Here is a 24196-nt window from a genome sequence, read left to right as displayed (position 1 = left end):
GACTACATCGAGATGTTCTACAATCCGAAGCGGCGCCACAGCTTCAATAAACGGCTGTCGCCAGTCGAGTTTGAAAAGCGGCATTTTTTACGGCTGCAGAGTATCTAGGAAAATGGTGGCGATTCAGCCCGCTCTGTCGCGAACTCCATGACCCGAGCCATTAAATCATCGTGCTCTCGACCTTCTAGGCCAGCCGATTCACATATATAAGCCAGTTTCCCTGCCTGCATCAGATGGAACCGACCGGCCAAAATCACATGATCTTCGGTTAGCACCCGCAGCATGCGCAGTTTCGGGTCGGAGTCCTCGCCGTGCTCCAAAATATGAATTCGAGTGTAGTAACTGACCATTAAAGAAAGCATCGCCTCGTACCACAGCATCAATGCAGCCGTATCCACGGCCTCTTCAAAGATGTCGCGCATCGCAGAGGCTTGCACTTCGGTCCCAGGCGCACTCATGCTCATTCTGATCCTCCGGACACATGTTGGCCACTTGCCACCTCATTCGACAACTCGACAAAGCCGAGAAGCAGCTCGTGATTCGTTGGGGGCGCTTCAGTGGCGCCTTGGACGACAGCGACTACGGATTCGTACCAGTTGATCTGATCGCCGACATGCATATTCTCAGCCTGGTACGGGCGCGATTCGCCGTATGCGCTGCCTGCCTCAGTAAGCACATGCCCTTTTTCTGTTTTCCTCTGCAGTCCGAGCCGGATCAGCGTCTTGTTGACTTGGGCCGGCGACATCTTCGGTGTCAGCCGCTTACCAATTGCTGTCGGGTTCAGCTTGACTGCCTTCTCTATTGCCTCGGCAGGCAGCGCACTTTGGAATTGCGTTACCGGAATACCTGTGCGCTGCTCGATCATTCGCAACTTGATCGCGGCGACTACGTCCGCACGAGTACCGGGCACCTTGGCAACCATGTCCCCGATGAGGTCGATTGCATTAATCTCGGTCAGCAATCTTGGCACAGTGCGACGGGCTGGCTGAGGCGGCGGCATTGCTGCGTGCGTATCAGCGCCCCCGTGCTTGCCGAAGTAAGACTTGACGAGTTGACGTTGAACATCCCAGGCAAGGTCGTCGTTGAAACTTTTAACCAGCATTGAGTAGCCGGTTTCGGTAACAAGGATTACCTTCTCCGGCGTCCCGCCCTGAGGCCTGGAAAAACCAAGCGTACGAATTTCGTCCGGCTGGTTTATTTCGTGGAAGTCCTCTCCGCCGATAAGGCGCGCCCGATTCTTGTTGAAGTTTCGGCGCGCCGTGTCGTCAGGCCGCTTGTGCACGGCATCCATCATTGCCAGCGTCATCACGCGGACGCCGCGATACTCGATCGGCGTCAAGGCGACGCCGCCCACCGTTATGATGGCCGTCATGCCGCACCTCCTGCCACCAGGCGCAGCTTCGGGCGGCTCCGCGGCGAGCCGCGTGCGATGCTCTCCGCCATGCCGATCATGATGCGCTGGGCCTCGTCGCTCATGGCATTGAAGTGTGCCAGAATCTGACGCTGCTCCTGAGTGAGGCGTCCTCCAGAGGCTTGGGTAGCGACGCGATTCATGCTGCACCTCCCGCCACTACACGCAGCTTCGGGCGCTGCCGCGGGAAAACGCGGGCATTGTGCGCGGCCATCTCGACCAGGAAGCCTTGGGCCGACTCGGTCATTTCACCGAAATAGCTCAAGAGCGCGCGTTGCTGCGGGGTCAAACCGCTACCGGCCGATTGTGCCGTCGAATTACCTGTGATACGATTCATCTCGATTCCTCATTGAAGTGTGGATTCATCCAAGCCCCGAGCCCATCCGCCAAGATCGCTCGGGGTTTTTCATTTTTACGACTGCTGTTCATCATTGATGGGCGCCCTCTTAGCGAGCTCTGCCGCCACAGCAGGCCCCAGGAGATGGTTGAGCATCCAGTTAAGGCTACGGTCCTCCATCTTGGCTAACTTTTCCGCCCCTTGGCGGATAGTGGGTTCAATTCTATAAGGGTACGGTGCCGCTTGATTTGCCATCTCTTCTCCTTAGACACCACCGTGGTGTCAACAGACTCTAGTGTATATGACACCGGCGTGGTGTCAAGGGATTTTTGACACTGATTTGGTGTATCCTTCGCTACATGAACGATGACAATTACACGCGCATTACTTTTCGCATGCCAAAGGAGTTGCATAGCAAGCTCCAGGCATCTGCCGACGCAACCAGCAAATCGATGAATTCGGAGATCATCGCGCGGCTGGAGGCCTCCTTTTCAGGGGGAGATCAGTCTGCGTTAGTTGCTGCGATCGGTCATCTGAACCTCAAGATAGCCTCGCTTGAGTTTGAAAAAGGCATGGCTGAATTCAAGACGACAATGCTTGCTAAGCACCTCGCGTCGGCAGCGAAATTTATTAAGAGTGACCCCGCAGCAACTGGAGAAGTCATAGCGCTTGCTGAACGACTGGAAGCTCAGGCCAAACCTCACGTAGAGCGAGCCGATACGATAAAGGCGGAACTGCAGGGCAGGATCAACGAAGTCGTTGCAGCCTCCAGCGAGATCGAGCACTCGTCCCAACCCGATTTGGTTATCAAAGACGAGGATGGGAACACTACATTTTTCGAGTTCAAGTCAGCCCGCTCCCAAGGTAGCGCTAGGCCGAGCAAGTCCCTACCCCAGGCAGCAGACGTACATCCCGACCTGGTTGTCGGCGACAACGTCGATCTGCCGGGCAAGGCTAAGCGCGCTCCTAAACGGAAGATCGCACAGAAGCCCACCTTAAAAAAAAGTCCTGAATGATGACTTTTCGGTGACTTTTTGATAACAATGGCGCCTACGGGCGCCTTCGTTTTGTCTGCTACTTAGCTAAGTAGCTTGCAAACAGCCGCGTTTGCGCTATACTTCGACATGTACCACATGTTGTACATGTTGTTCATGGCTGGGCGCCCTGCAATGAACACCACTGCTACATCTGATCAGAGAACCTAAGAAACGACAACGCGAACGATCCCCAAAAGCCGCAAACCGACAAGCCGAAAAACCGACGAAACGACAAGCCGACGAAACCAGACAACACGCCAAAGACCAAGATACCGAAATCAAGCGAATCAACTCAGCAGTAATGATGCAAATGGAGTGCCTTATGAGAATCATCAACTTTTCCGATGCTCGGAACAGTCTTCGTACTGTTATCGACCAGGTGGTTGAAGATGCAGACGTTACCGTCATCTCGCGCCGCGACGCGCCGGATGCGGTAGTGATGTCCTTCGACCATTACAGCAGCCTCATGGAGACTGTGCACTTGCTGAGTTCGCCCGCAAACGCGGCCCATCTTGCAAAGTCACTTGCTCAGGCCCGCGCAGGTCAAGCGAAGCATCGGGAGCTAATTAACCTCCCCGAAGCTGAGGAACCGCAACATGGGAATGAAGAAGTTCACGGATGAAGCTTGGAGCGACTACCTGTACTGGCAGACGCAAGACAAAAAGACGCTCAAACGAATTAACGAGCTCATCCGAGATGTAGAAAGAAATCCCTTCGCAGGGATTGGAAAACCAGAGCCCCTGAAGCACAGCCTTAGCGGCTGCTGGTCCAGGCGCATTGACGAGACCAACCGTCTCGTCTACATGGTGACCGATGAGGAATTGATCATCATCGCGTGCAGGTATCACTACTGACGTCTAAGGGGAGCTTCGGCTCCCCTTTTTATTTTTCCGCCCGCTCGTGCATCGCCGACAGCGCCTCGCTCTCCATCGCCCGCACGTCGTACTCGAGGTCCTCCGCGTCGGCGTTGCTCAGCTTCATGCGATCGATCATCCGATACATGACGTTGTAGTCCAAGCCACTCGGTCCGGACATCCCCACTCGCCATTGAGTTTGGAGCGAGGAGAACAGCTGATAGGCCTGAACGTTTTCAGGCCACACCTCAACCGCATCCCACTCCAGATCCTCTTCGGTCAGTCCGGCGGCCGCAAGCTCCTGCTCGCTTGGCGCCGGCGTGTACATCGCGCGGGCGATCTGCGTCAGTTTCCCAGGCGACCTTCGTTAATGGCCTTGCGGTAGTCCTCGACGATGGCGCCCAGTGCAGCTGGCAATTCGTCGGCCAACTGCTCGACCGACGCGCGCTCAAGTTTTTCGTCGAGACTCCAGCTGTCGACGATCTGCAGCACGTAATCCACTTTCAGCGACAGCTCCCGGTCGATGAAGTCGATCTGCTTGAGGCTATCGATCGATTCACCCTTGTCGGCCTTCGCTTTCAGGGCCGCAGCATCGATCTCCGCCTGTGCATGGCTTGCTGCCTGGAGTTCGTCGATCAGCTCCGCCATCTCCTTTCGCGTCCGGTATTTGTAATGCAGCGCGATGCTACCCTCGCCGCCCTCGAGCATGGGGAAGGTGACGGTACGAGCAAAGGTTTTCGGGCGGCTGCCCAGCTTGATTTTCTGTGCCATGATGATCTTCTTTCAGCAGAGGTAAAAAGGCCCGTGAGGAGCTACCCCACGAGCGTGTAAGGCCAGCGCCGATCATTCGACGCCGGCTGGCAACACGGTTTAGTAGCGGACGACCTTGTTCTGCAGCGAGAAGGTCGCTTTCACGGCCATCACGCTGCCCTTGGCCAGGCTGGGCGATTCGTTGAACGAGCAGTAGCCCGCATACAGCAGCACGCCGCCATTCGGCAGCACGCCGCGCAGGCAAGTCAGCTTCACGCCGTCCGATACGGCCTTGAGCGCTGCGTGATGAGCTTTGGTCGGCTCATCGGCGATGGTCAGCACGACGCTCGTCGCACTGAAACCGTCGGGCAGCATGATCGGCATGTCGCTGTCCAGCAGGTTGACCTCTTGGGTCTTGCCGTCGCCGCCGGAGATGTCCGCTGCGGTCACGCCGGTGATCGGCACCCAGGTCGTGACCTTGCGCACCGAGCCGATGCCCGCGCCAGCCGGGAACAGGTTGGTATCGCTGGTGTCCAGCCCTTCGAGCACGAAGTTCGTGCCGGTCGGCGACTTGACGCGGAACACGCGGCCGGTGGCCTTGCTCCAGCCGCCCGTGTACTCGACGAAGTCGCCGGCGGCGAAGGTGTTGGTTGCGGTGCAGACCGCTTCCGATGCGTTGCTTGCAGCGGTGATACTGACGGCTGTTGCGAACACAGTCGCCAGGGCGAATGCCAAATTGTTGGGCAGTTGCATGAGGGCCTTTCAGAAGTAAAAAAGCCCGGGAGCCCGGGCCGGTGCGCCCGAATGGGCAAAGAAAAAAGCCGCCCGGATCGCTCGGGGCGGCTTGGTTTAGTCGGGTTGGCCTATCGGTCAGCCCAGATGTCGAAGTCTTGCCGGCATCCACGCCGGCCGCTATCGGAATCAAAATCGTTGGTCATCGCCGCCATCGGCGTCGCCTGCATATCCGTCGCCGCAACCAAAGCTGCTTCGATCTGCAGCATCAGCGCTGATGCTTCTGCCCGCGTGGCGCACCACACATCGATCTGCACCCATGCGTTTCGCTTGTTCGGCAGAGTCGGATCGAGGAAGGTCAAAGATGCACCTCCGATCTGCTGCCAGACCACGTACGGGACACCGGTGTTGATCGGCGCGTAATCCGCGAAGGACGATGGACAGATAGACCGCAGCAAGGCGGTGAGCTTCTCTTCAAGCTGCATTGCTCATGGCCCTCAAGATCACCTGTCTCGCCGCCTCGATGGCAGCACCCTCCTTCGACTGCGCGCGCCGCACGAAAGCGCGCGCCGGCACGGTCTTCGGCGTCGGTAGAGTGAGGTAGTAGGCGTCCTTCACCGCCTGCGATGCGCGCCCACGAGGCTTCGGCTTACCGTACGACTCCGGGCGCTTTGCCGTATAGATGTTCCCGTCGCTACCGACATAGGTCACGTATCGCTGCACGTGACCATTCTCGACGAGGTGCCCGTGCGGCGCCTTGCGCGTGTTCCAACTGACGTGGTACGTCGCGCGGCCCGCGCCGGAGTTACTTTGGCTGTAGACCTGGTAGATGCTCCTGTCCAGGTTGCCCGTCTTCTCGGGTATGGCAGCGACGTTCCGCTTAATCTCATCGTAGAAGACCTGCGCCGCGGCCTGCGCCGCCGGACGCGCCACGGCCTCCGCCGCATCGCCCAGCTCGTCTAGCATGGCATGCAGGCCCGCCAGGTCAACGGAAAGCAGCCCGTTCATCGCACCGCCTCGCATACGATGAACATGAATGCCCGGTCCTTATCAGGCAACGCCGGGCCCTTGACCTCAAACTCTTCGCCCTTGTATCGAAGTCTCCACGACGCATCGACGTCCTTGCGCGCGCGCAGCCGCACCGAAGCGCGCTTCACCGAGCTTTCGGCACCCGAACGTAGCACTTCCGCGCCAGTCGGAAAGCGCACGTTACACCAGACCGTTGCGACGTCAACGAAGCCCGTGTTGGGCTGACCGTATGAGTCCACGCCTTCCGCGGGCTTCGATAGGGTTATGCGGTCGTTCATCATGAGTAAACCGTAAATGGCCAGAGTAAACGCCTCACGAATTCATTCTTCGGCTGCCCGCCGGTCTCGAAGTGCTCGGCGATGCGCGCCAGGATGAAGCCCTTGATCCCATCTGGGACTGAGGTGTCGTCCGGGCCGTAGCCGGCCTTGTACTGCACCTCGATCGCGTTGATCCGGTTCGCCGTTGCCGGCCAGGCTCGCCCTTTCGCCGGGACGACGTAGCCCGGCTCACTCTCGGAGTCCACCTGGTAGTGGTCCGGGTTCAGGGTTTGCTGCACGCCGTCGTTGTCGTAGAACTTGACGTGCTCGACTTGCAGCACGCGGGCCTTGTCCAATTTGATCGAGCCGTCGAACCGATCGAGCGTCACGCGCCACGTCTGTTCGATGATTGCCCGGTTGGTTTCGCTCTCCGCTTCGGCCGTGTAGGTGCGAATGGCCTGCAGGATCTCGGCGTCGAGCGGCGATTTGCCCTCGTCGTCGACATCCGCGCGAGCTGCCAGCTGCGCGTCCGCCATGGATACCGCCAGCCCCGCCGGCGGGGAGATCAGTCGTGTGCTCATCGAGAGTTCCTTTGGATCGCTGCTGGCCTGGGCGAACTAGTCGCGGCCGGGCGGCTTTCGTTGTAATGCCGCTGCGGCGTGTAGCCTGGACCGGCCGGCGCGCTGGCGTAATTAATCTGTCCGCTATAGCGCAGTTGGGCGTCACGCCCTTCAAATCCGAAGACAGCCGGGTCCGCCGGCACTCGCCGTACCCCCCGCAGCGTGACGGACGCCGTTTGCAACGCGAAGCCGGCCGGCGCACTAGCCAATTTGCGGCCAAAAACGATGCGAACGACAGCAGCGGCAAGGGTCATAGCGGCTGGCGAATTCGCTAACCGTCGGTGCGCATGCAGCGCAGCGTCAGCGCCGGCCAATCCGAAGGCACCTGCGTCAGTCGCGAGCGTATAGCCTTGTCCCTGCTCCGCTGGGCTGTACACCATTGAGATGGCGCGCCCGACGAGCGAAAGCGCCCCGGTAATTCCAGCCAAACGCCGTGCCGCGCGCAGCGAGCCCGCCTGCCCCACTGCCGCAAGAGCCCCAACTGCCGCCGGTAGCTTGCGCGACGCAAACATCGAAACAGGCGTAGTTACCAGTCCCGCACTACTTGCAGCTGCCGCCAATCGCCGGGCCGCGCGGACTTGAACTGCGCCGGCGCCCACGTTGAATTCGCCAGGCCGCCAAGTCACACGACGGGCCGCCATCAATGCAGCCAGCGCGCCGCCCACTACGAGCGATCCGGCAACAGCGGGCAGTCGTCGTGCCGCTCGGAGCAAGGCACCCTGGGCCGCAAGATCGAAAGCACCGACCGCTGCGTTGAGCGCATAAACAGCTCGATCGCGCCACGCGGGAGCGTCATCGTCAGCACTCTCATCAAGGAAAAGCTGCCAAGGGTTCGCCTCTAAGGCTCGCAGCTGCACGATTGTTGGTATTTGTGCGCCTTGCCAGGCGAAGACCGCTAGCACTGCCCAGTTGGCTGCGATCTCACTGCCGTTTTCCGCCGCTCCGATGCTGAAGGGGGCCGTACCATTCCCGGCAACCACCTCCGACGGAAGCACGGCGACGTTAGGGCCGCCATTGGAAAAAATCGCCTTCTCACCTGGGCTGACCACGCCACAAAACGTTGACGTTCTACCAGCATAGTTTGCGACGGCCCCGTAATTCGCCACTCCAGCATAGGAACCACCGTTGGTAAAGAAGGCGGCGCGCACTAAGCCATCCCACTCCTGCATAGGTGTTCCTGCGCCATCTTTACGCACAATGGAGCAGTTTGCACTGCTATTTCCTCGATGCGCTACGACCAGCCAGGCGAAAGGCAGTCCACTCCACATGGTGGTCGAATACCTCCGACCAACTGAAGTGCACATGAATCCCACGCCCTGGCTCGCACCAACGATACCCCCCTTCGCAACTGAGCTGGAGTCTTTTCCAGAAAGCGCGCTGTAGGTTGACACGCCCGGCAACAGGACTTCGACCAAGCCTGCGGCTAGCGGATGGGCCGTGTTGATGCGCGGCCTGCCTTGCGGCTGATAGCGCATGCCGCCCATCAGCTGCTCGCCGCGAGGTCAGATTCGAATGTCACCGGGTTCGTGGTATTTCCGTAACACAAGGCACGCACGAACTTCACTTCCTTGTCGAGCCGGATACTCGCGGTTGTCGTGCTGCCAGCGATGGTATCGCCTCCCCAGGTCCACAGGTCGTAGATCTTCACAGGGTTGGCTGTTGGATCAGGCGTCCATTGCCACGTCATCTGGCCCTGCACGCCTGGAGCCGAGCTGCCGTTCGTGATACGGCCGCCGAGCAGGCCACCGTTGTATGCGGTAACGTCCACCCAGGCGCCGACACCTGCCGCAACCGGAGCAGCCTTCGTGCCGCCGGCGGCCACAGCGACAGCGGTGAGGATCGATACCGGCGCTTTTGTTACTGCGGTCATGCCTTCTCCGTTCCATCGGGGTTATACAGCGCCTCCGCCACATCCAGGGGCCCGAGCGGATCAGGCTCACGGCCCAGGGCGCACATCTTGTCTGCCCCTTCCTGCGACAACACGTCCGGCAGCGCGACGTACGATTGAAGCGCAGCTTGCACCAGCGGCGCGCCGACGATTAAGCGGCCCTGATACAGCAAGGGCCGCACGTGGCGCAGATTGTTGTCGTTCGCGATGTGATCGAGAAGCTTGTTGCCGGCCTCGATGCCGAGGGTCTCGATGATCGTGCCGTTGCCGATCTCGCGGGCCGACTGTCGTACGCGCCCAGCCGACAGAATGCGGGCGAGTTCGTGGATGTCGCGCTCGGCATACGGTGTGGCACATGCTTCGTCGGCGCGCACCTGGGCGCGCAGCTCTGCTTGCTGCTCGGGCGTCATGGTTAAGCCAAGGTCAGGACGCCGGCGGACTGGTCGAAATCGACCGTCAAAGTCTCGCCGTCGTTGAGCGTGATGCTCGAGCCGTAGTCGTAGAATCCGACCAACGGTTTGCCGCTAGCGGTGTCGTTGTAGACGACCGCGTAACGCAGCGGGCCCATAGCGCCGCCGCTTGCAGCGATGACCTCATCTGCCACCACTACCTTTGCGGTGCCCGCCGTTTCAGAAAGCACGACGGAGTCGAGCGTAAAGCCGCCGCTGACGTAGCCGCCAGTGGCTGCAATCTGGGTGAGATCTGCGAGCACAGCGTTCGCTGCCTGCGGCGCCGTGTTAGTCAACGCGACCTTGAAGGTGTGCGCCGCAAAATTGTGCACGCCCTTGAGCACCTGTTCGGCGAAGTCGGGAATTTTCTGGAATGCGGCCATCAGCTGCCTTTCATGCGTGTTCTTGGAGCCGCGCAGCGATGAACGCCAGCAGCTCGTCGTCGGACTTACCGACTATGTCTTCCGGGAAGATCGCCACCGATCCGCCTGACATGCGGCGGATGACGACGAGAAGCGCGCCGGGACCGTCAGCCTGGGCGCGCACGTTGGCGAGCCAGGCGACGGTCTCCGAGCGCATTGGTTACTTATCGGCGCTCAGAGATTCGGCGTAGGCGACCGCATCGGGATCGGCATCGACTACGCCGGTCAGCGCCTTCACCTGGGCCGCGTCGATCTCGATCACATCGTTGCAATTACCGTGAGCACCGTCGACCAGGACACGCGCTTTCACTTTTTTGGCTTCTGCCATCTTCTTTCTCCAGTGGAGCAGCCGACCCAAGCCGGCCGCCGGTTTCGATTAGGTCGCGCTGTTCTGGTACAGGCGGACGGCAGCGGTATCCAGCAGGTTGCCGCCGGAGCGGGTCCAACCGCAGAAGCCGACCTGGCCTTTCAGGGCGAAGGCCGAGTCGTCGAAGCGACGCATGGTGGTCGAGTTGGCGACGTCGCGGATGGTGTATTGAGCCAGATCGCCGAACGCGATCGACTTGGCGTTCGCCGCCATCACCGGCACGTCGTCATTGATGGCGATCGGCTTGCCGAGCAGCAGATCGGGGGCGCCTTCGACAACAGCCGGGATCCAGATCGGGCGGCCGACGGTATCGACCAGCTTCGACAGGGACGCTACGCTAAGGTCGTTCATCATCCATTTGGCATTGCCGCGGTAGGCGCGGTTGACCGAGTGCTTCACGTCGACCAGGTCGCCGTAGGTGACAGTAGTAGTCTGGCCGGTAGCACCCACCTTGCCGACGGTCGAAGCCGGAATCAGGCCCAGCGGCTGACCGGTGCCGGTGCCGACGGTCTGGTGCAGATTCTGGATGCGGGCGATGCGGGTCGCCAGGCGGTTCACGACGAATGCGACGACATCGATCGCGCTGTCCTGGATCAGCTCCAACGGCAGGGCAATCTGCTTCGACGAATACTTGAACACCGGCAGGCCGAGTGTGTTGAACGTGATATCACCACTGCCGGCGCTGCCATTCTCCGCCACGATCTCGCCAATTTCGCTCGTGCCATCGCTGGTCGGGAAGTTCATCGCGTGGCCAGTTTCGGTCGTCAGCACGGTCGCGACATCACGCATGCCACCGAACGCCTTCAGGCGATCGATCACCATGGCAGCGACTTCGGCCGGGACTGTGTAGCCGCCTTCTGCCGGGGTGGTCGTCGACATGGCATTGCGGATGGCTGCAGCCTGCTCCGCGTTGACATTCGAGCCATGGCGCATGTACAGCGCGACGGCCACCAAGGCGCTGATCTCGACGTCGCCGCCGGCGGGCTGCGGTTTGCGGGTTGCGTCGTTGAAGAACTTCTCGGCTTCCAACTCGCGCATGGTCTCGAGGTTCTTGATCTGCGCCTTGGCGCCATTGATCTCGGTCGCCAAGTTGTCGAACTTGGCCTGGTCTTCGGGCGACCAGATCTGGTCGCCTTTGTCTGCGATCAGCTGATTGGCTTGGGCAGCGAGGTTGGAAATCTTCTCGCGCAGTTGCTGGATGGTCATGTGGTTCCTATAAAAGAAAAGGGAGCCGGATGGGCTCCCAATGACGAGGTGATCCGACCTCGGGCGTATGCGCGAGAAGCGCTATGCAGCCAGGGCGAGAGCCAGGCGGTTTTTGTTGGCCTGCGCCATCCGTGCCCCCTCAGGGGCCGACGGCTCAGGCTGCTCGACGGGCTCAGCCGGAGCGACGTTGGTGGGTGCAGCCGGCGTCTCTTTTGCCGGCGGCACCGGCGCGGCGATATTGGCCGGCGCCTTGGAGTACGCAGCCAGATTCCAGACGTTGCTCGCCTTCGCCCTGTCCGCGGGCGCGGACGTGACGCGATCGACGAAGCCGTTATCCAGCGCCTCGGATGCGGAGAACCACGTCTCCGCGTCCATCCACGACACGATTTCCTCCTCGGTCTTGCCGGTCTTGGCGATGTAATCCGCAACGATGGCGCCCTCGATCTTCTGCAGCACGTCGGCCTGCTCGCGCAGCTCGGACTTATCGCCCCATGCGAGGCAGCTCGCGTTGTGGATCATGAAGAAGGCACCTTCGGACATCTCAACCTCGTTGCAAGCCAAGGCGATGCTGGTCGCCGCGCTCGCGCACAAGCTGTCGATGTGGGCGATGGTTTTGCCCTGGAAGCGCGCCAGCGCAGCCATGATCGCCCGCCCCTCGAACACGTCTCCGCCCGGGCTGTTGATGTAAACGTGCAGGACATCAGCATTGCCAGCCTGGGTGATGGCGTCGATCACCTGGACTGCACCGACGCCCCAGTACGGATCGATCACGTCATAGATGTAGAGCGATGCCTCGCCCTGGTTGCGGACGATGTTTACTGGCCGCTTCTCACGGCCGGCGTTGTCACGGTACAGTTGGATGATCTTCTTCATTGGCTTGCTGGCTTCCAGGGGTTGATTGGTCGCGTTGCGCGCGATAGATCTCTTTTCCGCCTTCGGTTGGCGGCATGCGCTGCCGGCGGCGGACCTCGTCGACGGACATCCATCCATCGCCAGAGCCCGGGCCGCCGAGGGCAGAGCGATAGAATTCGCCCAACGCCTTGAGGTCCGTCTCGTAGAGTGCCTCTCGGTGGAATTCGAGGAAGCGTCCGTTGTTGCGCGGGTAAATCTTGCGGTTGAGCTCCTGCTCAATTTTTCGCAGCCATGGCTGCAGCGTGTACTGCACGAACGCGCGGCTGATCGACTCCAGGCCCGTCCCCCAACTCGTCGATCCAGACGCCTCCCCAATCATGAAGGCCGGAACGCCGAAAGCCCGGGCAATGTCCATCACTTGGAACTTACGCGCGTCGAGGAGCTGGGCGTCCTCAGCGGAGAGGCTGATCTCCTTCGCTGAGATACCCTCGGTTAGCACGAGCGGCAGGCGGTGAGCGTTGGCCAGGCCCGCATATTTGTTTGCGAACGCGGTTTGCAGCTGCGCGATCTGCGCGTCGCTCATTTTCGCCGCGGCCTGCAGAACGATCGAAGGGTGCGCGCCGTTCTCGAAGAACTTGCCGCTGTACTCATCCATCGCCAGTGCGTTGCCGATCGCGGTTCGCGCCCCGAACTGGATGCAGGACATCGACCGCATCGTCGTATCGTTGAAACCCAGGCCCGGAAAATGCAGGATGTCCGATGGGTCGAACCAGGTTTGAATGTCATGCTCGGGCGAGTTCACGTAGTAGCGAACGCCTTCACCCGGAGTGCGAATCGGTGACACGCACCCCCATGGCAATGGAAGGATCTCGCGTAGTGAGCCATTGACCCTCCAGCGCAGGAGTGCGAACGCATCGCCTCGCAAAAGCTGCGCCATGCTGACGCCTTCCCACATCGAGGCGGCGGTGTACTGGGGGCTGGGCTGCTCGTTGAGCGCGTACCAGAGGTCGCTGCGCGGGAGCCTCGCCGGGATCTCCCCGCCGTCCAGCGAATATTCATGGATCGGCATACTGACGATCGCGCCAGCGATTTTGGCGACGCACGCAGCGACTGCTGATACGCGCATGGCCGTGGTAGCAGAAACCGTCGCGCCGGCTGGGGCGACACCGAAAGCTTCCATCACTTCCGGGCTGTATTGGCTCTGGTTGGAAACCCGGGGCTCCTCGCGAGGCGCGGGCGCAGGCCGCCAGTGCGCGGTGGCCTCCAGCGCATCGAATAGTTCCATAGTGCTCCTTAAAGGACAACGAAGCCCTGGGTGATCTCGGCTGATGTCGCGACAGGGTTCAGCGCCATCAGCGAGACAGCGTTGAACAGAGCCATGAGCGGGTCGATCTTGCCGGTGCCAGATGCCTGTTTGGTGATCAAGGCGGCGTTACCGCGGGGTTCGATCTTGGCGTTGCCGACGCACCAGTTCATCAAAGGCTGTCCGCCGTGTAGCAGCACGCCTTCGGCGAGCTTCCGCTCCGCGACACTGATCGCGCCGATCAGCTTCCAACCCTGTGACACCCCGAAGCACTTTGCCTCGTCGATTTCCGCATCGACTAGGGCCTGGAACATCACCTTGTGGGTCTTCTCCGGGTCCAGCCCCACCGATGCCAGCAACCCGGACTCGTTGACCTGCTTGACCACCGCCGCCACTTGGGCGACGTCGCCCGGCAGTTCTTCGATGATGACCAGGTCGCCCTGTTGCTCGAAGTCGCTGTACTTGCTTTCCTCGCTCTGGCGACGCTGGATCGCGATAGGGTGCGCCCACGCACGAGTCCAGGCAAGCCACTTATTGGTCCCGCGCTCGCGGCCGACGACTGCCAATCCCAGCAAGTCGTCCAGGCCTCCGCCGTCAATGCCGACGGTGATCACCTCCGAACGGTCCATGAGCTCTTCAAGGGTCAGCCCCGGCGCCTTTGCCTGTCTTTCCCAGAAATCTGCGCCAGTCCAGCGATCCGCGCGAAGGTTCATCCCGATCTGCACATTCAGATGCTTCGCGACGAACTTCTGCAGCGAGCCATCCGTTTTGTGCAGCAGCTTCCTGAGCTCGTCCTCAAGCCACACCGCACTGACGGAGCGGCCCAGGTTCGGGTTAGTGATGTAATACGTGGAGGCGTCGAGGTAGGCTTTCGCCTTCACCATCGCATGCGGATATTCGTACAGCACGCCGAGCGATTTACGGTCGTCGATCTTCCCGTCACGGACGTCGCGGTAGTACTCCAGCTTTTCTTTGAAGACGCCGGCGGGCGGCTCGTCGCTCTGCGTGGTCAGATAAATGACCCAACCTTCTGGGCGCGAGATTTGCCCGCCCAGCGCCTCCATGAACATGGCGGACGCATTGGAGCGCTTGCCGAACAACCAGTGCTCGTCGACCAAGACGCGGCCGGACTTTTTTCCGGATACCGTGTCGGTATCAGCGGCGACAACCTTGAGCGATGCACCGGAAACCCGGTGCGTGATGGTCTTCACGTGGTCCTGCACATGGAACAGCGCCGAGAGCTCGCCATCAGCACGCACCATCGCAGCAGCGGGGCCGAAACTGTTGCCAGCAACCTCCTTGGTCGGCGCCAGGATCAAGTGCTCTTCGCCCTCGCGCCAACAGAGGATTACCGCAGTCAGCATGATGCCGGCGGCGATCGTCGATTTCGTATTCTTCTTACTGATCAGGAGGTAGTACTCCCGGATCAACTGCTCACCAGTCTCGGCGTCGTACCCGCCAAAGATGGCCGCGACAAAGTCAAACACCCACTGCTCGCTGCACTCGCCGAAGTTCGGGCTCCGATAGCCGTCGAGATCATCGTCCCAGACCGTTTGCGGCAGATCGCAGACGCGCAGCTCCTTGAAGATCCGCAGTGCCTGCTCTGCCTGCTCTGGGAAGATCGGCGGAGGGATAATTGACAGCTTGGCCTTCAGCCTGTCTTCCCAATCCGGACAGGCGGTCGACCATTCCATAGCGTTTCCCTTACTTCACTGCCTTCAGCTTAGGCGGCGGCGCTGCCGCAAAACGGCTCGCGACCTTTTTCGCTTCCTCGTTTTTCTGATCCTTCTTGCCGCCCTCGCCCAACTTGACGTGAGTGAACGGCATCAGCGCCTTCGCGGCATCGAGCCGCAGCCTCGGATCAAGCGCACCATCGTTCATCGCGGCCAACAGAAAGGCCCGGGGATCCGAGTGCATCAGCGCAGCGTTAATGTCGAATGTCGGCGCTGGTGGCGGAGGTGGAGGCGTAGCCGGCCCAGGTCCAGGTGACGCTTTACGGTGCTGAGCAAGATACGGTGCGACGTCCTTGTGTTTAACAAGTCGCGCGCCAGCCTGTGCGGCGGTCGCCGGGCTGTAGCCGGCCCGGACTGCCGCTTCCTTATTCGAGAACCCGGCCAAAACGGCATCGGCGAAGGCTCGCTTTTTGCCTGTTAAAGCCATTAACAAGTTCCTCCAAGGGGGGTTTAATCTACGGCTGAGGTACTAGGCGGTCTAGGAGCCTGGGGTCCGCCGACTTCGAACCCCCGGGAGGGGCTCGGAGGCCAGCTGTCTGGGCCCGGTCGGGCCGCGTGCCTCAGTTAGCGTCCGCTCAAGACTCCATCCTGCCGCGAGGCGCTGCGCAAGACGAGACTGGGGAACGCCCAACTCCTTTGCCCATTCGCCTAGCGTCTGGACCTTGCCGTTGAACTCCTTGCCATACTTTCGCCTGTTGATGGCAATAAGCTTCCACCTGCCACGCGCCTGGTTGCACGGCGGGCATGACGCAACCAAGTTCGAAGAGGCATTGTTCGTCGGGTCGTCATCAAGATGATCGACATGCATATCATCCCAAGTGACAACCTTCTGGCACCAGTTACAATTGAAAGGCCCGTCCCCATGAGTTGCGTGGTACACAATGCGGTGCTGATACACGCGCTTGCTTTGGCGCTGCAGCGGGTGCCCTGGCGCGTGATCAAGCAGGTAGCCGCCGGTATGCTTAAGAAGCCCGGGCTTTAACGTTGTCGTCGTATACTGCAATGGCAGATCGCTCTGCACCGCTGCGCGGCGACGGTTGCGAATATAATGCTTCTCGCACATTCCAGCGCCGATACGGTTGGCCGCGGAACCGCAGCCCTCGACAGTGCACAGCCCATCTGGCGGACGCGCAGGCCTCTCTTTTGCATTGAGGCTGCCGCCATTGAACATGCGCAGGTAATGCTTTGCGCAGAGTGCGATCCCGCCTTTCCATCGGCTGCGGGCGCTGACCTCGCATCCGGGCGCCTCACAGTAGACGGGCAAAGACGGCGGAGCAACGCGCGTTAGTGGGTCTCCGTGTCGCTTCCAGGCGCCCCAGTGCGCACTGCACCAGCCGCGCGCCTTCGACGGTTTTCCGCACCCATCGATACTGCACGTTTTCACCGCCGAACTCGCGTCTTTTTCTACAGCCGCATCGCTCATTTCAGAAGCCTCCAATCAAGTGTCACGTCGCGAACACATGATTTTCTTGGCTCTACAAATTTGACGTCGCACGGAGGATCGCCTCTTCCCGTTGCTTGTCCCGGCTATGATGGCTCGCACAAAGGCTTTGCCAATTCGATCGATCCCAGAACACCGCCTGGTCACCTAGGTGTGGAATCCTGTGATCCACGACAGTCGCGAACGGCAGTTGCAGCCCCTTAGCCGTGACAGCTAATATGATCTGCGCAGGGTCGACCTCCGTAATTCCCGCATCGCGCAGGCAGTACGTGCAGAACGGATGATCAGCGAGATGTGCAGCGCGAGCCTTTTGCCATCTATAGCCGTAGCCGCGCTCAGTACTCGATGCCCCGCTTTCGCGCCAAGATCCTGGCTCCACCGTAGCCAACCTGGTGCCAGCAGACTTTAGGCCTGTCTTGAGTGTCTGCAGCTTCACTCGACCACCGGCGTCACGCCCATGTCCACGATCGCATCGATCCAAGCAAAGGCTCGCTTCTCGCTGAAGTAGCCGATGACGAAAGCCACAGCCAAGGCAGGGCGAACCCACCAGGCGATGCGCATGCGCACCTTGATGTATGCGCCAGCCATCAGTGGGCGCTCCAGCTATCGCCGATCTCGCCCAGGTCCGGATAGCGCGCGACCGGCGGCAGCTTGAACAGATTGTCGACCATGCGCTTGACGTTCGCCGGCACGTCGCGCGCGACCTCAACGAACGTCATGCCTGCAGTGCCGTGACCCTTGGCGCGCAGGATCGACTGCGCATCCTCGCAGTTGGCCAAGTGCTCGGCGATCTGGTTTAGGCGCGCCATGTCGTGCACCTTTGCCTCGCAAGCCTTCGGGCCGAACACAGCGCGCAGGATCTCGGCGCGGTAGATTTTGGCTACGTCCTTCATGCTTTGCACCCTGCCTTGTCGATGGCTGCCTGCTCGCGCATTACCTGCACCAGGAAGCGCAGCCAAGTCACTTCCGATTCAACGCTCATGCGCATGGCGGACCTTAAATAAAAAAGCCGCCGGCGCATTGCTGCGACAGGCGGCGAACCAGATAGGTCATCTGGGTTGGGGGAGATAGTTGCGGCAGACGCCACCCATTGACTTAGTCGGGGCAGACAATGGATCGCACATCCGCGAAGGCATCTGCCACACAGAGCCCGCGGCCATCAGCCGCACACGCGGGGCGTGATTGTCAAGCTTAGGCTTTGTGTGGCCACCGGCTACCCGGTGACACGATGCATTACTTTTGACGCGAGCCGTTCAGCGCGGTCACCGCCTCGACGGCGATACGTTTGCTGACGTGCGTCTCGACGTCCTCAAACTTCTTGTGGTCGAACGTCTTCCAGAAACCATTGCTCCAGCGTGCGGTATAGCGCATGAAATATCTCCAATTAATAAACAAAAATGCTTGCTTCAGTAAGCATTTTTGTTTATAGTATCTACATCGACAAGACGAAAGGAGGTGCGGTGAAACAGACAGAGTTCGTACGGTGGTTAGCCGAACAGGGCGCGACATTCAAGCAAGGCACGAAACACTTGAAGGTCTACCTAAACGGCAAACAGACCACCGTACCTCGGCACCCTGGCAAAGAGATCGATGACCGATTTGTCAGGGAGATCAAGAAACAGTTGAACATCAAGTGAGGCAGGCCCCGCAAGGGGCTTGCAGCACAGCCGAGACCGCACCACCTCATCCTGCATTACGAAGAAAAGGGCCCTATATGAAATATCCTGCAACCTTCGAGCCGACCAAGGCTGGCGGTTACGTCGTTACATTCCGCGACATCCCTGAGGCGATCACCCAAGGCGATACCGAGGCGGAAGCGCTCGATATGGCCGCAGACGCATTGCTTACTGCGATGGACTTCTATTTCGAAGACCGTCGCCCCGTGCCTATGCCGTCGGCGGCTGCGAAGGGCGAACGCCTCATCGATCTGCCGCTAAGCGCTTCAGCGAAGGTTCTGCTGTTGAACGAGATGCTGGCCCAGAAGATCCGGCCGGTTGACCTGGCGCGCCTCATGGGAATCAAGCCCCAAGAGGTCAACCGCATCGTGGACCTGGAACATGCGACGAAGATCGACACGCTGGCAGCAGCGTTTAAGGCTGTCGGACGCGAGCTGGATCTTTCCGTGAGCTGAAACTGGTTGCCCAGCCCTCGGCTGAGGGCGGGCTATTGGCCCCAACGGTATCTCCGAGGCGGGCCAGAAATGACAAAGGCCCGCAGTCCTTTCGGGGCAGGCCTTGGCATCCATTCTGTACAGGCGAGCGAAAGCCACCCTTGGTGGCTTGCGCTGCATGCGTTCTTCGGGACGGTGACAGCTTTTGCTGTCTAGTACGGCACCGGAGAAGAATGTATTGAGGACTCAATGATACCGCTGAGTTGGGCGGTTTACAACCACTGCGTGCGAGAATTTGTGGCTTCGATTACTCAGCGTGGCGGAGCCTGGCGCCTGCCACGCCCGCGTGCGTTTGCTCCAATGCAGCCAGCTCGCCAACCATGTCCGCCACAAGCTTGGCCTCGTACGAACTGATGCCGAGATCAACCGCTTTCCCGATCGGCTCTCTGCGCGCGCCGGCGCAGCTCGTGCAGGTACGAAGGATCGGCTTCAATCCAAGCGCCCCCGTGCCATTGCACGTCTTGCACACGTCGTCCAAGTAGTGAGCGAGCGAGTGCTCAGCAACGCGCCGATATAGAGCCGGCGCCAAGTGGCCGATCTTAGGCCAGTCGGCCGGCTTGATCCAATTCCGCTCCCGCCCTTTCTGCTCTACGATCTCGCGCCAGCGCGCGTACAGGGTGCGGAACGCCGCAGCGTCACTGCCAGCCATAGCGCACGTAGCTGCGTTCGCCTCAACCACTGGCCGCAGTTCATCCTGCTTGCGCACATCCTTCTTGCGCACCGCATCGGCCAGTGCTTTCTCGGCGCGCTCACTTGCGGCGACGGCATGTGCAAGCTTTTGAACTACCGTGCCGGCATACTTGACCCGATGGATAAGGGCGCCGATGTCGCGCGCTGCACGGTCCGCCAGTGCTGCTGCCTGGAGCGGCTCGGCCTGGTGGCGCAAATTATCGTCCAGCAGATTCGTGGCGCTCAGCGCGCCCATGTATTTGTCAGCGAAGGCCATGGCGGGTGCTCGTCAATAAGGATGAGCAAGCGTACCAAATGAAGATCGATCTTCAAGCCTGTCCGCATTTTTCCAAATGACAACAAGACGTTATTTGACCACGCTTGCCACATCACAGTGCAAAACGTCAAAGTCAAAATCTCACCAAATATTGCTGACGGAAAACTTTACACCTATGGGCTTCTGAATTTATGACCTCTACCTAACGCCTTGAATTGCAAACGCTATTGCCATGTGGCACAGACATTGCTTATTACGATCACTCCAAAACTTGAAAGAGACTCATAATGACGAAACATCTGCTTGCAATGGTAGTTGGCGCGCTTTTCTCACTGAATGCCTCGGCTGGGTACATTGAATATACTTTTACCGGCGGCCTGACTGGTAAGTTCATTCAGAACGACATCGACAAGTCGATCGCCGACTTCGACTTCTATGTTGGTTCGCCAAGCACCCGACGTGAACACTTCTTTGGCTCAGGCGGTTATGCTGGGTTGAGTGGTGCAGGTTCGAGTTTTTGGGGCGAGATGGGGCCGACTGGATTCAGCGCGTTCAACCGCCTGACCGGAGGTTATATCGACAGTATCTGGATCGACTTCGGCGGCAGCTATTCTCCGACGCCGTCAAACTACAGCGCGCTGCTTACGAAGAGCATCGATCCCGGCTATCCCTCGTGGGCCGAGCCGCTTCACCCATCTCAAACGTGGATTTCCGGCTCCGTAGTAGCAACCGCCTTAACGCCGGAACAAGCGAAGATTTACGATGAACTCGCGTATCCGCCAGGGATCTATCATATCGTCCCGGTACAAAACGTTCCGGAGCCGACCAGCATCGCTCTCGTCGCTATCGGCGCCCTCGGATTTGCCGGACTGCGCCGCCGCAAGCCAAGAAATTAAGTCGGGGCGACTAACGCATTAGCGAGCTAAGCAGCCTCACCCGGAACTTCCAAAATCCTTACAGCTGCGTGAGGCTGCGAGCCGTATGCCTTGGTCAACTCAATGCATACAACCTGAGCATCGTCGATCCACACGATTCCGTTGCACCCGTCTTTTAGACCCTTCAAAACATTATCGGCGTCCGGCTTCTTTGTCGCGCGAATGTGACCGTCGATGGCCAGGGCCCGACGCTTCTTCGACCAAGTCAAAGGCACCTGCAGCGTGAGGCTGAGCACAAGCTTCAACGGCCCCGCCGCAGGGGGGCGCCCGGACATCGCGACGGTTGCCGCTTCGCGCACTAGCGCCTCGTACGCCGCGGTCTTCGCTGGCGTGTATGCGACTACGCCCTTGCCCCGCCGGGCAAACCTTGGGCGCCCTTTCGCGACAGGCTGCCCCGGCACAATGAATTCGATCACTGGCGCGCCTCGATTGACGTCGCCATCGTGGCCGCCAGACGCTGCAGCCTCGCATTGAACCAGCGACGCACGCAGTATGACCGCGCGACACTAATCACCGTGTACAGCAGGCCCATGAGGAAGTTTGCCCCTGGAGTGATGTGGAAGCCAAACAGCGGCAGGATTAGCAGGTTGGCGACATAGTTGATCGCGAAGCCGATGATGGTGTTGATGATCGTTTCGATCAGGGAGCCGAGGCGGGTCTGCGTCATTGGGCGAGGCCCTCGAAAGTGACAGTGTAGTGCGTCGGATTACGGTCGGCGTAGCGGTCGATGATCGCCGCAGCGCCGGCGTGAAGGGCTGGGTAAAATGCGACGGAGCGTGGCGGCCGGTCGTCGGTGAACTTCCCCTGGATCATGGCATCGCGCAGCACCGTCAGCGAGGCGATGGCCTTCGTCACGTGCGACAGGCCGGAATCCGGATCCAGGTCTTCGCCCTCCCACCAGGCCATCAGGTGGCGCATGGTGCCGTCGTAGTAGACAGAGCCGCGCACGCCGATTGCGCGGAAGTTGTGGCGGCCGTATTTGGACGCCCCTTCCAGCATCGCGACGCCAAGCTCTGCCATCACGGTCGCCGGCACCGTGGACATCGGAGATTTGCGCACGCCGACGGCGTCCTTAGGATTCGTCGGTTTCGCTCCTTCCAGCGCGTGGAACGTCAGCATCTCGTGAGTGTCATTCATCGTCATCCTTTCGTTTCGGGTTGAACTTCGTTGTTGTTTTGCTCTTTCTTGCTGCGCGCTTCGACCCAGGCGACCCGCTCGGCTTTGTTTGCCGGCCGCGCGTAGCGCACGCACGCCTTCGTCTTCCAAGGCACGAACGGGTTGATCAACTGCGCGTTGGTCCGGTCGTATCCCATGCACCGGCCCAGGCCCACCCTCGCGTGCTCGGGGTATTCCTTCATCTTGAAGTGCTGGCACATGGCGCAGACTTCGTCGCCCAGCATCGTCATGCCGCCGATCCCTCCTGTGCCTTCCGTAGCATCTCCTTCAGGAACCCGGGCGCTTTACGCACTTGGTCTTGAGTGGGCGCCAGGTCGGCAGCCGGCGGCGTCGGGCGGACAAACACCTGCGGCGCGGGCGGCTTGCCCCCGTTGTCGATCGCCGCGCGGATTCTCGCCTCCCAGCTCGCTGTCGACTCGCCATTGAGCGCCGGGCCGACGCCAACCTCGATGGCCTTGGCCAAGCGGGAGTGATCCGAGATCCACCACGGAGTGCCGCCCTGCTTCTTCGCCTCAGCCGCTTTGGCGCGCTGGATCGACAGTCGGTCCCATTGCTCGCGCAGCTTCGCCGGCGACAGGATGTTCGAACACCAGAACGCATCGGCGTGCGCCCACTGGAACAGCTCGCAGATTTCGCGCCGCGTACGACCGTCGCGCTCGCGCATCAGGCGGACTTCCTTCGACCAGGTCGCGAAGTTCGGCTCTTTCGCGTTCGGCAGGGTCTTGCGCAGCGTTTCGAACAGCCAGCGTGCGCATTTCTCGTCTTCCGCCACATTCGGGTCCAGCTCGGCCGCAGCGCGTGGCTTACGCGGCTTCGGCGCCCGCTCGGCGTCGTTCAGCAGTGCCAGCAGCGTTGCGGAGTCGACAGTGACGGCCGGCAGTGTCTGCGCGGCCTGGCGCAGGGCTTCACGGCTGAGCATGGCTGGCCCCTTGCATAATCTCGACCAGGCGCGTGACCTGGCCCAATACCAATGCTCCGATCTCAACTACGATGGATGCACACATTCTTTATCTCTCCAGGGCGTGGTATGTGTCAGGGGAGCGGTGGCGTAGTGGCCACGCGCGCTCCACCTTCAATTTGTGGGATCAGGGCAGAGAACCAGGTCTGCGGCACCGTGCGAGTGCGCGCCACGACCTTGTCGGTCTCTACTGCCGCCTCTTGGCGCCTGACCTGCTCTGCCGCCGCCTCAATGGCACGCGCCCGCTTGATCTTGACGCGCTGTCGACGTTTGCTCACCGCGTTCGTGACGGCTTCGAACGGGCATGGAACATCCTCCCCTGGGCCGGCAACGATCACAGGCAACCAAGGCCCGCTGCCGCGCGACCTCCGCCACTTCCCGGTGTGACACAAGTCCGGCTTCATCAGTTCGAGCCGATAGCGGACCTGAGCCAAGGTCATTCCAGACCTGCGGATGGTTTCCGCGATCGTGGCCGGCAGGACCGCGAGAATGCGCTGCGCCTCAAGGTCGCCATAACTCGGGTTGCAGTCCGGGCAGCGCGCGGCCCCACGCTTTATGGCAGGAGCATCGGCTTCGACGCTCTCACCACACGTGCATACCAGTCGCCAGATCGCGCTACCGTGCTTCGTAACGCCAGCGCGCTCTACCGCGGCTAGGTTGGCGTAGGGCGAACACGGCGGCTTCGCCGTGCGTTGACCTGGGGATGTCATGCCGCCTCCCGCTCTTTTTCGTGACCATCACGGCCGATCCTAAGCATCTCGATGCATTCGGCCAGCAGCTCGCGCTGCGTTCCGTACCGCGCTTCAAAAGTCGCTTTCCGGCCGTGCACACTGATTCGCCCGCGCGGGTCGCTGTCGTCCTGCTGGTGGTGCTCGGCGCATAGGGGCAGAACGAGGAAGTGCGCGCCTGGCTTGGTCCGGCCGTCCAGGTGATGAAGGCTGATCACCTCGTTAGTCCAGCCGTCCTTGAGGCAGGCGATGCACGGCAGCGATCCCATTCGATCCATGAAGCGCGCCTCTTCCGCCGTCGGCGGGCGGCCCTTCATGCCTCGCGACTTCATCGGCTTCGATAGCTTCGACGGCTTGGCTTCGCGTGTGCGCTTTGCTGCCTTGGCCTGGGCCGAGGCGACGCGCAGCAAGCCAACACTAGGCGCGGGGGACTTGAAGCCGCTGCCGCGCGCCATCGCCGTTTTGCGCTGCAGGGGCTTACCCTGCTTGAAGGGTGAGCCGCGCATCATGCTAATATTCCCTCATGGCAAAGAAAATAACGTTGAAGCGCCTCCTTACAGACCCACTTTTTATAGCTGGGGTTGCTACGAGCATC

General features: G+C 60.5%; 40 protein-coding genes. 7 read left to right on the top strand and 33 right to left on the bottom strand.

Annotated features, from left to right (window positions below; all coding sequences use genetic code 11):
* On the top strand, nucleotides 1-108 hold a 108-nt coding region (locus ACI1V7_RS27255; protein WP_404535373.1), incomplete at its 5' end, for an IS3 family transposase.
* On the opposite strand, the gene ACI1V7_RS27250 is transcribed toward ACI1V7_RS27255, so the two are convergent.
* From ACI1V7_RS27250 to ACI1V7_RS27235, 4 genes are read right to left on the bottom strand one after another with little or no spacing between them, the layout of a single operon-like run.
* A complete protein-coding gene (locus tag ACI1V7_RS27250) occupies nucleotides 105-464 on the bottom strand; it encodes a hypothetical protein (protein ID WP_404535617.1) in 360 nt (119 codons plus the stop codon). The two genes, ACI1V7_RS27255 and ACI1V7_RS27250, sit on opposite strands and share 4 nt — an antisense overlap.
* Nucleotides 461-1372 (bottom strand): ORF6N domain-containing protein, encoded by a 912-nt coding sequence (locus ACI1V7_RS27245; RefSeq protein ID WP_404535614.1) that lies wholly within the window; start codon nucleotides 1370-1372, stop codon nucleotides 461-463. The genes ACI1V7_RS27250 and ACI1V7_RS27245 overlap by 4 nt, the downstream gene beginning before the upstream one ends.
* A complete protein-coding gene (locus ACI1V7_RS27240; protein WP_404535612.1) occupies nucleotides 1369-1554 on the bottom strand; it encodes a hypothetical protein in 186 nt (61 codons plus the stop codon). Before ACI1V7_RS27240 ends, ACI1V7_RS27245 begins: the two co-directional genes overlap by 4 nt.
* Nucleotides 1551-1748 carry a hypothetical protein gene (locus ACI1V7_RS27235; RefSeq protein WP_404535610.1) on the bottom strand — a complete coding sequence of 66 codons (198 nt, stop codon included), beginning with the start codon at nucleotides 1746-1748 and terminating at the stop codon, nucleotides 1551-1553. Before ACI1V7_RS27235 ends, ACI1V7_RS27240 begins: the two co-directional genes overlap by 4 nt.
* A gap of 359 nt (nucleotides 1749-2107) precedes the next feature.
* Between ACI1V7_RS27235 and ACI1V7_RS27230 the strand changes: the two genes are divergently transcribed.
* The 3 genes from ACI1V7_RS27230 to ACI1V7_RS27220 all read left to right on the top strand — a co-directional run bounded on the left by ACI1V7_RS27230 (nucleotide 2108) and on the right by ACI1V7_RS27220 (nucleotide 3639).
* The gene (locus ACI1V7_RS27230) at nucleotides 2108-2764 is read left to right on the top strand and encodes an Arc family DNA-binding protein (RefSeq protein WP_404535607.1); all 657 of its coding nucleotides are present in this window, start codon (nucleotides 2108-2110) and stop codon (nucleotides 2762-2764) included.
* A gap of 343 nt (nucleotides 2765-3107) precedes the next feature.
* On the top strand, nucleotides 3108-3407 hold the full coding sequence (locus tag ACI1V7_RS27225; RefSeq protein ID WP_404535604.1) for a type II toxin-antitoxin system Phd/YefM family antitoxin: 300 nt from the start codon (nucleotides 3108-3110) through the stop codon (nucleotides 3405-3407).
* Nucleotides 3382-3639, top strand: a complete 258-nt coding sequence (locus tag ACI1V7_RS27220) for a Txe/YoeB family addiction module toxin (protein ID WP_404535601.1) — start codon at nucleotides 3382-3384, stop codon at nucleotides 3637-3639. Before ACI1V7_RS27225 ends, ACI1V7_RS27220 begins: the two co-directional genes overlap by 26 nt.
* 28 nt (nucleotides 3640-3667) lie before the next feature.
* Here the strand turns inward: ACI1V7_RS27220 and ACI1V7_RS27215 are convergent, their stop codons facing one another.
* From ACI1V7_RS27215 to ACI1V7_RS27115, 21 genes are all read right to left on the bottom strand, one after another.
* The gene (locus ACI1V7_RS27215) at nucleotides 3668-3967 is read right to left on the bottom strand and encodes a DUF1799 domain-containing protein (protein WP_404535598.1); all 300 of its coding nucleotides are present in this window, start codon (nucleotides 3965-3967) and stop codon (nucleotides 3668-3670) included.
* 17 nt (nucleotides 3968-3984) lie between these two features.
* Entirely contained in the window at nucleotides 3985-4410 is a 426-nt protein-coding gene (locus tag ACI1V7_RS27210) for a phage tail assembly chaperone (RefSeq protein WP_404535595.1), read from the bottom strand.
* Nucleotides 4411-4509: 99 nt separating this feature from the next.
* Complete coding sequence (locus ACI1V7_RS27205; RefSeq protein ID WP_404535592.1) at nucleotides 4510-5142, bottom strand: phage tail tube protein; 633 nt, start codon at nucleotides 5140-5142, stop codon at nucleotides 4510-4512.
* Nucleotides 5143-5252: 110 nt separating this feature from the next.
* Nucleotides 5253-5606 carry a tail completion protein gp17 gene (gene gp17, locus ACI1V7_RS27200; RefSeq protein WP_404535588.1) on the bottom strand — a complete coding sequence of 118 codons (354 nt, stop codon included), beginning with the start codon at nucleotides 5604-5606 and terminating at the stop codon, nucleotides 5253-5255.
* Nucleotides 5596-6129 carry an HK97 gp10 family phage protein gene (locus ACI1V7_RS27195; RefSeq protein ID WP_404535585.1) on the bottom strand — a complete coding sequence of 178 codons (534 nt, stop codon included), beginning with the start codon at nucleotides 6127-6129 and terminating at the stop codon, nucleotides 5596-5598. The genes gp17 and ACI1V7_RS27195 overlap by 11 nt, the downstream gene beginning before the upstream one ends.
* On the bottom strand, nucleotides 6126-6431 hold the full coding sequence (locus ACI1V7_RS27190) for a phage head closure protein (protein ID WP_404535582.1): 306 nt from the start codon (nucleotides 6429-6431) through the stop codon (nucleotides 6126-6128). Before ACI1V7_RS27190 ends, ACI1V7_RS27195 begins: the two co-directional genes overlap by 4 nt.
* The gene (locus ACI1V7_RS27185; RefSeq protein WP_404535579.1) at nucleotides 6428-6988 is read right to left on the bottom strand and encodes a head-tail connector protein; all 561 of its coding nucleotides are present in this window, start codon (nucleotides 6986-6988) and stop codon (nucleotides 6428-6430) included. Before ACI1V7_RS27185 ends, ACI1V7_RS27190 begins: the two co-directional genes overlap by 4 nt.
* Nucleotides 6985-8511 carry a hypothetical protein gene (locus tag ACI1V7_RS27180; protein WP_404535576.1) on the bottom strand — a complete coding sequence of 509 codons (1527 nt, stop codon included), beginning with the start codon at nucleotides 8509-8511 and terminating at the stop codon, nucleotides 6985-6987. The genes ACI1V7_RS27185 and ACI1V7_RS27180 overlap by 4 nt, the downstream gene beginning before the upstream one ends.
* Nucleotides 8511-8897: a hypothetical protein gene (locus tag ACI1V7_RS27175; protein ID WP_404535574.1), complete on the bottom strand. Its 387-nt coding sequence runs from the start codon at nucleotides 8895-8897 to the stop codon at nucleotides 8511-8513. The genes ACI1V7_RS27180 and ACI1V7_RS27175 overlap by 1 nt, the downstream gene beginning before the upstream one ends.
* Nucleotides 8894-9325, bottom strand: coding sequence for a hypothetical protein (locus ACI1V7_RS27170; RefSeq protein ID WP_404535571.1), 432 nt, complete (start codon nucleotides 9323-9325; stop codon nucleotides 8894-8896). Before ACI1V7_RS27170 ends, ACI1V7_RS27175 begins: the two co-directional genes overlap by 4 nt.
* 2 nt (nucleotides 9326-9327) lie before the next feature.
* Nucleotides 9328-9747: a hypothetical protein gene (locus ACI1V7_RS27165; RefSeq protein WP_404535569.1), complete on the bottom strand. Its 420-nt coding sequence runs from the start codon at nucleotides 9745-9747 to the stop codon at nucleotides 9328-9330.
* A gap of 10 nt (nucleotides 9748-9757) precedes the next feature.
* Complete coding sequence (locus ACI1V7_RS27160) at nucleotides 9758-9943, bottom strand: hypothetical protein (protein ID WP_404535566.1); 186 nt, start codon at nucleotides 9941-9943, stop codon at nucleotides 9758-9760.
* Nucleotides 9944-9946: 3 nt separating this feature from the next.
* A complete protein-coding gene (locus tag ACI1V7_RS27155; RefSeq protein WP_404535563.1) occupies nucleotides 9947-10114 on the bottom strand; it encodes a hypothetical protein in 168 nt (55 codons plus the stop codon).
* A gap of 48 nt (nucleotides 10115-10162) precedes the next feature.
* Nucleotides 10163-11359 (bottom strand): phage major capsid protein, encoded by a 1197-nt coding sequence (locus tag ACI1V7_RS27150; protein ID WP_404535560.1) that lies wholly within the window; start codon nucleotides 11357-11359, stop codon nucleotides 10163-10165.
* An 81-nt stretch (nucleotides 11360-11440) separates the two neighbouring features.
* Nucleotides 11441-12232 (bottom strand): head maturation protease, ClpP-related, encoded by a 792-nt coding sequence (locus ACI1V7_RS27145; RefSeq protein WP_404535558.1) that lies wholly within the window; start codon nucleotides 12230-12232, stop codon nucleotides 11441-11443.
* The gene (locus tag ACI1V7_RS27140) at nucleotides 12204-13496 is read right to left on the bottom strand and encodes a phage portal protein (RefSeq protein ID WP_404535555.1); all 1293 of its coding nucleotides are present in this window, start codon (nucleotides 13494-13496) and stop codon (nucleotides 12204-12206) included. Before ACI1V7_RS27140 ends, ACI1V7_RS27145 begins: the two co-directional genes overlap by 29 nt.
* Before the next feature lie 8 nt (nucleotides 13497-13504).
* Nucleotides 13505-15208 carry a terminase large subunit gene (locus ACI1V7_RS27135; protein ID WP_404535553.1) on the bottom strand — a complete coding sequence of 568 codons (1704 nt, stop codon included), beginning with the start codon at nucleotides 15206-15208 and terminating at the stop codon, nucleotides 13505-13507.
* A gap of 10 nt (nucleotides 15209-15218) precedes the next feature.
* On the bottom strand, nucleotides 15219-15674 hold the full coding sequence (locus ACI1V7_RS27130) for a terminase small subunit (protein ID WP_404535550.1): 456 nt from the start codon (nucleotides 15672-15674) through the stop codon (nucleotides 15219-15221).
* A gap of 1446 nt (nucleotides 15675-17120) precedes the next feature.
* Nucleotides 17121-17276: a hypothetical protein gene (locus ACI1V7_RS27125; RefSeq protein ID WP_404535547.1), complete on the bottom strand. Its 156-nt coding sequence runs from the start codon at nucleotides 17274-17276 to the stop codon at nucleotides 17121-17123.
* A complete protein-coding gene (locus ACI1V7_RS27120) occupies nucleotides 17276-17581 on the bottom strand; it encodes a hypothetical protein (protein ID WP_404535544.1) in 306 nt (101 codons plus the stop codon). Before ACI1V7_RS27120 ends, ACI1V7_RS27125 begins: the two co-directional genes overlap by 1 nt.
* A 340-nt stretch (nucleotides 17582-17921) precedes the next feature.
* Nucleotides 17922-18059 (bottom strand): hypothetical protein, encoded by a 138-nt coding sequence (locus ACI1V7_RS27115; RefSeq protein ID WP_404535541.1) that lies wholly within the window; start codon nucleotides 18057-18059, stop codon nucleotides 17922-17924.
* 26 nt (nucleotides 18060-18085) lie between these two features.
* Between ACI1V7_RS27115 and ACI1V7_RS27110 the strand changes: the two genes are divergently transcribed.
* Nucleotides 18086-18325 (top strand): type II toxin-antitoxin system HicA family toxin, encoded by a 240-nt coding sequence (locus ACI1V7_RS27110; protein ID WP_404535539.1) that lies wholly within the window; start codon nucleotides 18086-18088, stop codon nucleotides 18323-18325.
* Nucleotides 18326-18402: 77 nt separating this feature from the next.
* On the top strand, nucleotides 18403-18819 hold the full coding sequence (locus ACI1V7_RS27105) for a type II toxin-antitoxin system HicB family antitoxin (protein ID WP_404535536.1): 417 nt from the start codon (nucleotides 18403-18405) through the stop codon (nucleotides 18817-18819).
* A gap of 286 nt (nucleotides 18820-19105) precedes the next feature.
* On the opposite strand, the gene ACI1V7_RS27100 is transcribed toward ACI1V7_RS27105, so the two are convergent.
* Nucleotides 19106-19804, bottom strand: a complete 699-nt coding sequence (locus tag ACI1V7_RS27100; protein ID WP_404535533.1) for a hypothetical protein — start codon at nucleotides 19802-19804, stop codon at nucleotides 19106-19108.
* 287 nt (nucleotides 19805-20091) lie between these two features.
* Between ACI1V7_RS27100 and ACI1V7_RS27095 the strand changes: the two genes are divergently transcribed.
* Nucleotides 20092-20700 (top strand): PEP-CTERM sorting domain-containing protein, encoded by a 609-nt coding sequence (locus tag ACI1V7_RS27095; protein WP_404535530.1) that lies wholly within the window; start codon nucleotides 20092-20094, stop codon nucleotides 20698-20700.
* A gap of 26 nt (nucleotides 20701-20726) precedes the next feature.
* Here ACI1V7_RS27095 and ACI1V7_RS27090 read toward each other — a convergent pair whose 3' ends face one another.
* From ACI1V7_RS27090 to ACI1V7_RS27060, 7 genes are all read right to left on the bottom strand, one after another.
* Nucleotides 20727-21155 carry a RusA family crossover junction endodeoxyribonuclease gene (locus ACI1V7_RS27090; RefSeq protein WP_404535527.1) on the bottom strand — a complete coding sequence of 143 codons (429 nt, stop codon included), beginning with the start codon at nucleotides 21153-21155 and terminating at the stop codon, nucleotides 20727-20729.
* The gene (locus ACI1V7_RS27085) at nucleotides 21152-21406 is read right to left on the bottom strand and encodes a DUF7220 family protein (protein ID WP_404535524.1); all 255 of its coding nucleotides are present in this window, start codon (nucleotides 21404-21406) and stop codon (nucleotides 21152-21154) included. Before ACI1V7_RS27085 ends, ACI1V7_RS27090 begins: the two co-directional genes overlap by 4 nt.
* Nucleotides 21403-21876: a dATP/dGTP diphosphohydrolase domain-containing protein gene (locus ACI1V7_RS27080; RefSeq protein ID WP_404535522.1), complete on the bottom strand. Its 474-nt coding sequence runs from the start codon at nucleotides 21874-21876 to the stop codon at nucleotides 21403-21405. The genes ACI1V7_RS27085 and ACI1V7_RS27080 overlap by 4 nt, the downstream gene beginning before the upstream one ends.
* Nucleotides 21877-21878: 2 nt before the next feature.
* Nucleotides 21879-22145 (bottom strand): hypothetical protein, encoded by a 267-nt coding sequence (locus ACI1V7_RS27075; RefSeq protein WP_404535519.1) that lies wholly within the window; start codon nucleotides 22143-22145, stop codon nucleotides 21879-21881.
* A complete protein-coding gene (locus ACI1V7_RS27070) occupies nucleotides 22142-22834 on the bottom strand; it encodes a hypothetical protein (protein ID WP_404535517.1) in 693 nt (230 codons plus the stop codon). Before ACI1V7_RS27070 ends, ACI1V7_RS27075 begins: the two co-directional genes overlap by 4 nt.
* 113 nt (nucleotides 22835-22947) lie before the next feature.
* Nucleotides 22948-23583, bottom strand: a complete 636-nt coding sequence (locus tag ACI1V7_RS27065) for a hypothetical protein (protein WP_404535514.1) — start codon at nucleotides 23581-23583, stop codon at nucleotides 22948-22950.
* Nucleotides 23580-24110, bottom strand: coding sequence for a Ref family recombination enhancement nuclease (locus ACI1V7_RS27060; RefSeq protein WP_404535511.1), 531 nt, complete (start codon nucleotides 24108-24110; stop codon nucleotides 23580-23582). The genes ACI1V7_RS27065 and ACI1V7_RS27060 overlap by 4 nt, the downstream gene beginning before the upstream one ends.
* Nucleotides 24111-24196 lie beyond the last annotated feature (86 nt).

Source organism: Massilia paldalensis, from assembly GCF_044901715.1.
Lineage (GTDB): Bacteria > Pseudomonadota > Gammaproteobacteria > Burkholderiales > Burkholderiaceae_D > Telluria > Telluria paldalensis.
The sequence above is the reverse complement of the archived record's forward strand: the minus strand, read 5'-3'. Positions and strand labels throughout refer to the sequence as shown.